This window comes from Lutibacter sp. (assembly GCF_040883305.1).
Classification (GTDB): Bacteria; Bacteroidota; Bacteroidia; order Flavobacteriales; family Flavobacteriaceae; genus Lutibacter.
This window is the reverse complement of the sequence record NZ_JBFLKT010000094.1, coordinates 1-6248: the sequence shown is the minus strand read 5'-3', so window position 1 is coordinate 6248 and position 6248 is coordinate 1. Positions and strand designations below refer to the sequence as shown.

The 6248-nt window shown below is 30.7% G+C and carries 5 protein-coding genes; 4 read left to right on the top strand and 1 reads right to left on the bottom strand.

The annotated features are described in order from the left end of the window. The first annotated feature begins 245 nt into the window (after positions 1 to 245). The gene (locus AB1Z17_RS02905) at positions 246 to 2111 is read left to right on the top strand and encodes an ABC-F family ATP-binding cassette domain-containing protein (RefSeq protein WP_368050291.1); all 1866 of its coding nucleotides are present in this window, start codon (positions 246 to 248) and stop codon (positions 2109 to 2111) included. Positions 2112 to 2163: 52 nt separating this feature from the next. On the opposite strand, the gene AB1Z17_RS02900 is transcribed toward AB1Z17_RS02905, so the two are convergent. Beyond that, complete coding sequence (locus tag AB1Z17_RS02900; RefSeq protein ID WP_368050290.1) at positions 2164 to 3141, bottom strand: acyl transferase; 978 nt, start codon at positions 3139 to 3141, stop codon at positions 2164 to 2166. 88 nt (positions 3142 to 3229) lie between these two features. Between AB1Z17_RS02900 and AB1Z17_RS02895 the strand changes: the two genes are divergently transcribed. From AB1Z17_RS02895 to AB1Z17_RS02885, 3 genes are all read left to right on the top strand, one after another. Beyond that, complete coding sequence (locus AB1Z17_RS02895) at positions 3230 to 3766, top strand: RNA polymerase sigma factor (protein ID WP_368050289.1); 537 nt, start codon at positions 3230 to 3232, stop codon at positions 3764 to 3766. 14 nt (positions 3767 to 3780) lie between these two features. Then, positions 3781 to 4998 (top strand): outer membrane beta-barrel protein, encoded by a 1218-nt coding sequence (locus AB1Z17_RS02890; RefSeq protein ID WP_368050288.1) that lies wholly within the window; start codon positions 3781 to 3783, stop codon positions 4996 to 4998. Between the two features lie 156 nt (positions 4999 to 5154). After that, on the top strand, positions 5155 to 6248 hold a 1094-nt coding region (locus AB1Z17_RS02885; RefSeq protein ID WP_368050287.1), incomplete at its 3' end, for an aldehyde dehydrogenase family protein.

The window sequence follows — 6248 nt, the reverse complement described above, 5'->3', positions numbered from 1 at the left end:
TGCTCGATTTAAACCCGAATCGGTTTTAAATGAAATTGATAAATCTTAAACTGATAACATTTGGTTGTTGTATGTGATAAAAATACACTATTTCAATTACGAACTGTTAATTATGTACTTCCCTAATTATTCATTTTTAATTATTCATTTTTAATCGAATAATGCAAGTAGGCAGTTATTCAATGTATAATAATTATAGTTTTCGGCATTTATTTTGTGTAATTTTGCCGCAAATTATACAGTGAATGAATTACTTATCAGTTGAAAATATATCTAAATCTTTTGGCGAATTAACGCTTTTTGAAAACATTTCCTTTGGAATTAATAAAGACCAAAAAATTGCATTTATTGCAAAAAATGGTACTGGTAAAACTTCGATGCTTAATATAATTGCTGGAGTTGACAGCTCAGATACTGGACAAGTAATTTCTAGAAAAGGTTTGAAAATTGAATATTTATCGCAAGAAGATAAATTAGACGATGCATTAACTGTTGAAGAAACTATTTTTGATTCGGATAATGAAACCTTAAAAGTGATTGAGGAATACGAGCACGCATTGCAGAATACTGAAGATGAAAACGAGTATCAAAGAGCTTTTGAGAAAATGGAGCGATTGAACGCTTGGGATTTTGAAACACAGTTTAAACAAATTCTTTCCAAACTAAAATTAGACGATTTAACTAAAAAAGTTGGTGAACTTTCTGGAGGACAACGCAAGCGTTTATCCTTGGCTTTAATTTTAATTCATAAACCCGATTTATTAATTTTAGATGAGCCTACAAACCATTTAGATTTAGAAATGATTGAGTGGTTAGAAAGCTATTTTGAAAAGGAAAAAATTACATTGTTTATGGTTACCCACGATCGGTTTTTTTTAGAACGGGTTTGTAATGAAATTGTGGAGTTAGATAACGGTGGTTTTTATACGTACAAAGGGAATTACACTAACTATTTACAAAAAAAAGAAGAACGAATAGAGCAGGAGCAAGCAACAGTAGATAAAGCCAAAAACTTGTTTAAAAAAGAGCTTGATTGGATGCGTAGGCAACCAAAAGCGAGAACTACTAAAAGTAAAAGTAGAATTGATGACTTTTTTGTAATCAAGGAAGCTGCTTCTAAGCGCAGAAACGACCATAAAGTTCAGTTGGAGATAGAAATGGAACGAATGGGAACTAAAATATTAGAACTTCATAAAGTATCTAAATCTTTTGGCGATTTAAAAATATTGGACAAGTTTGATTATAACTTTTTACGTGGTGAACGCATTGGTATTATTGGAAAAAATGGAACAGGAAAATCTAGTTTTTTGAATATTATTACTGGCGGAATTCCTATTGATAGTGGTAAAGTTGTTATTGGAGAAACTATAAAATTTGGATATTATACACAAGATGGAATTGAGGTTAAACCCGGACAAAAAGTAATTGAGGTTATTAAAGAATTTGGCGAGTATATTCCGCTAACAAAAGGTAGAAAAATTTCTGCTGGACAATTATTAGAACGTTTTTTATTCAGTAGAAAACGTCAGTACGATTTTGTTGAAAAACTAAGTGGAGGTGAACGTAAACGTTTGTTTTTATGTACTGTGTTAATTCAGAATCCTAATTTTTTAATTTTAGATGAACCTACCAATGATTTAGATATTATTACATTAAATGTATTGGAAAACTTTTTGTTAGATTTTCCTGGATGTTTATTAGTAGTATCTCACGACCGTTATTTTATGGATAAAATTGTGGATCATTTATTTGTATTTAGAGGTGATGGTGTTGTTGAAGATTTCCCAGGAAATTATTCAGATTTTAGAGCGTATGAAGATTCAAAACCTAAAGAAGAAGCTGTAGAAGTTAAAAAAATTGAACCAACTCCACTTGTTAAAACCACAACAAAAGCTAAGTTAACCTATAAAGAAAAAAAAGAATTTGATGGCATTGAAGAAAAAATAGCAGCTTTAAATACCGAAAAAAACACCATTGAAGCTAAATTTTTAGACGGTTCTTTATCTGGTGAAGAAATAAATGAATTGTCAATAAAACTTCAAGAAATTTCAAATGAAATTGATAAAAAAGAAGAACGCTGGTTCGAACTGTCCTCTAAGTTAGAGGAGTAGTTTTTTAATTAGAAGTACAAGAAAAAGAATTATTTAGAAAAAACTCTAGTATTTACAAAACCAATAAATTACAACCTCTAATATCAGAATTATCAAAACGTCCTAGCACTTCAAAAGTGCCGTTTTTATAGGTTTTTCCTAAATCTTGTGTAGCAATAAAAGAGCAAGAATTTATATTTGCTAAATCTATAACGTTAATTCCGCCTGATTTCCCTTCTGGTAAAATAGTTAAAGCATCTTCTGCATCGCGCGCTAAAATTTTCATCCATGGCGGACATTCAAAAACACCATTTCCTTTGGAATATGCTTGGCTTAATAATTCTGTCATTCCATATTCAGAATGAATTTCAGAAACTCCAAACCCATTGCATAAAATGTTGTGTAATTCTTCTCTAATAAGTTCTTTTCGTTTTCCTTTCATTCCGCCAGTTTCCATAATTATGGTATTTTTCAGATTAAATTTGTAGGTATCAAGTAAATCTAATAACGCAAAGGAAACGCCGATTAAGAGTATTTTTGATCCTTTTCTATCTAATTTCTCTAAATTTTTAGCAAGTTCATCTAAATTATCTAAGTAAAAACCGCTTTTTGGATTGTTAGATTTTTCAATAAAATTATTTACCATATAAATTAAAGAAGAACCGGTGCGTTCTAAATATGAAGGTAACAATGCTAAAACCGTGTAATTCTCTATGGAACCATAAAAATATTGAAAAGCTTTTGTAAAGCTCTCTTCATAAATGGCAACATCTGGGACATAGTGTTTACTTTGGGTCATCCCAGTTGTACCACTACTTAAAAAAGTTTGTTCGATTGGTGATTTTGATGAAATTATTTTATGCGATTTAAAAAATTGAATTGGTAAAAACGGAATTTCTTCAATTCTTTCAATGGCGTTTACATCAACTTTTAAATGATTTAAAAAGGTTTTATATACTAAGTTGTTAGCAGCCTGAAATCGGAAAATATCTAAGGTGATTTTATTAAAATCTTGAATACTATGTAACTTAAATGGCGTACTTCTTTTCATAAAAATTGGGAAACTTCACAAAAGTAATGTAAATTTACGCAACCTATTATCTTTTTAGGTATCTTATTAACAATTAAAACACTCGCTTTTGGGTTTAGAAAAGCTCATAAAACAATGTGCAAATAATGATAGAAAGGCACAAAAAGAAATTTACCAGCTTTTTGCCGGTAAGTTATTCTCTATATGTCTTAAATACTCTAAAAATAAACAAGAGGCTCAAGATAATTTTCAAGATGGTTTTGTAACCATTTTCGATAAAATTGGGCAGTTTAATTTTAAAGGATCATTTGAAGGTTGGATAAAGCGCGTTATGGTTAACACGATTTTATTAAAATATAGAAAAAAAACCGTGTTAAGTATTGTTACTGAAGAGATTCCTGATGAGGTGGTTGTTGACATCGACGATGACGAAATTTCTTTAGATTATTTGTTAAATCTCATCCAAGAGTTGCCAGAAAGATACAGAATGGTTTTTAACCTGTATGTATTGGACGGACATTCTCATAAAGAGATTGCAAAAATGTTACAAATTGCAGAAGGCACATCAAAATCTAATTTGGCTAGAGCGAGAGGCATTTTAAAACAAAAAATAGAGATACATCAAGAGAGTCAACAGTCTGTTTAAGATAAAAGGTTAAAGTGAGAGATTATAAGAATATTGACAGAATTTTTCAAGAAAAGCTAAAAGATTTAGAGGTCTTCCCTCATAATCAGTCTTGGAATTCAATTCAAAAAAAATTAGCTCCTGTTTCTCAAAAGAAACGATTGCCAATATGGCTTAAATTTGCAAGCGTAGCCGCATTATTTATATTGTTTTTTAGCATTGGAACTATTTATTTTAGTCCTGAATCTAAATTTTCAAGAAACTTTCTAAAAGAAAAAAATGAAAAAACGGTTATAGATAAAAAAGATAGCACTCTATTAACAACTTCAAATAATAAAACTACCGATAAAAAAATTACAGCACCAACTAAAGTAACTACTAATATTAATAGCGAAAGCACTTCTGAAATTGCAGTTATTTCGAATATGGATGAAGATGAATTAAATGGAAATTCAAATTTAAATAATAAAAACGATAAGACTTCTATTTTAGTAGATGCCCTAAATTTACCGTTATCAAATGCCAATGAAGAAAAAGTTAAAACAACACAGGCTTCAACTGGTAGAATAACTGTTGCAACTATTTTTGCACCAATTTACATAAGTGCTTTAGGTGATGGTTCTGGAATTGACAGTCAGTTTAAAGACAATCCAGCTTCAGGAAACTCATCTTATTCTTATGGAGTAAAATTTGCGTACAAACTTAATAACAAATTTAGTGTTCAATCTGGAGTTAACCTTATTAATTTAGGATACACAACAAATAATATTTATGTGACTCCGGGTGTTTCAGTTGTAGAGTTTTCGAATCTATCAACAAACCCTACAAATGTTGGAAAACCACAAGAATTTGCAACTTCAAAGCTAAGAGATCTTAACGCTATTGATCCAAATAAAGGAAGTTTAAATCAAGTTTTTGGTTATGTTGAAATACCAGTTGAATTAAAATATAGCGTTACCGATGGTAAATTAGGAGTAAATTTAGTTGGTGGTTTTAGTACACTTTTACTTAATAAAGATGAAGTTTTTGTAGAAACAAATTCTATTACTCAAAGTTTAGGTTCTTCAAACAATTTAAGAGCTATAAACTTTAGTGGAAACATTGGTTTAGATGTAGATTATTCTATAAAAGAAAATCTTTTTATCAATATTTCTCCAATGTTTAAAATGCAAACAAATACCTTTTCAAAAAACTCGGGTAGTATTCAACCATATTATTTAGGAGTTTATACAGGATTAAATTATAAGTTTTAGTTGGTTTATTATTTGGTTGGTTACCAAATATTGAATGAAGAAAGCCGTTTCAAATTTGAAACGGCTTTACTTTTTTTACCATTTAATATTCGTAGCTTTGTTGATATACTTAAAACCTATGTGTTTTGAGTATCTAATATCTAAACAGTATTTAATATGAAAACTACAACTATAAAAGGCACAATACAAAAAGCGCTTAAGAACTTAGGTGTTAAGCAATTAAATAACGGAACATCAACAGGTTCAAATTCGTTTGGAAATGGTGAAGTTCTTGAATCGTATTCTCCAGTTGATGGAGCATTAATTGGAAAAGTAACTTCAACCACCAAACAAGATTACGAGCAAGTTATTGAAAATGCGCAAACAGCTTTTAAAAGTTGGCGCTTAAAACCAGCTCCACAACGTGGAGAAATTGTAAGACAGTTTGGCGATAAATTAAGAGAACTAAAACAACCTTTAGGAGAACTTGTTTCTTATGAAATGGGTAAATCTCTACAAGAAGGTTTGGGTGAGGTTCAAGAAATGATTGATATCTGCGATTTTGCAGTTGGACTTTCACGCCAATTACATGGTTTGACAATGCATTCTGAACGTCCTGGACATAGAATGTACGAACAATACCATCCACTAGGAATTGTTGGAATTATTTCAGCATTTAATTTTCCTGTAGCAGTTTGGGCTTGGAATACCGCGTTGGCATGGATTTCTGGTGATGTTTGTATTTGGAAAGCTTCAGAAAAAGCTCCTTTATGCAGTATTGCTTGTCAAAATATTATAGCAGGCGTTTTAAAAGAAAATAATTTACCAGAAGGTATTTCAAACATAATTAATGGAAATTATGTAGTTGGTGAATTTATGACAACTGATAAAAGAGTGCCATTAATTTCAGCAACAGGTTCTACTAGAATGGGTAAAATTGTTGGAAGAACAGTTGGCGAACGCTTAGGAAAATCGTTGTTAGAATTAGGAGGAAATAATGCTATAATTGTAACCCCAGATGCAGACTTGAAAATGACCGTTATTGGAGCCGTTTTTGGAGCTGTAGGAACTGCCGGACAACGTTGCACATCTACCCGTAGATTAATAATTCATGAATCTATGTACACTAAGGTAAAAGACGCTTTGGTTGCTGCTTATAAACAATTACGCATTGGAAATCCTTTAGATGAAAATAATCATGTAGGACCTTTAATTGACAAAGATGCTGTTAAAATGTATGAAAATGCGTTGACAAAAGTTGTTGAAGAAGG

Coding starts and splice junctions, on each gene's coding strand:
- AB1Z17_RS02900 (WP_368050290.1), bottom strand. CDS start 3,141: ATGAAAAGAAGTACGCCATTTAAGTTACATAGTATTCAAGATTTTAAT.
- AB1Z17_RS02905 (WP_368050291.1), top strand. CDS start 246: ATGAATTACTTATCAGTTGAAAATATATCTAAATCTTTTGGCGAATTA.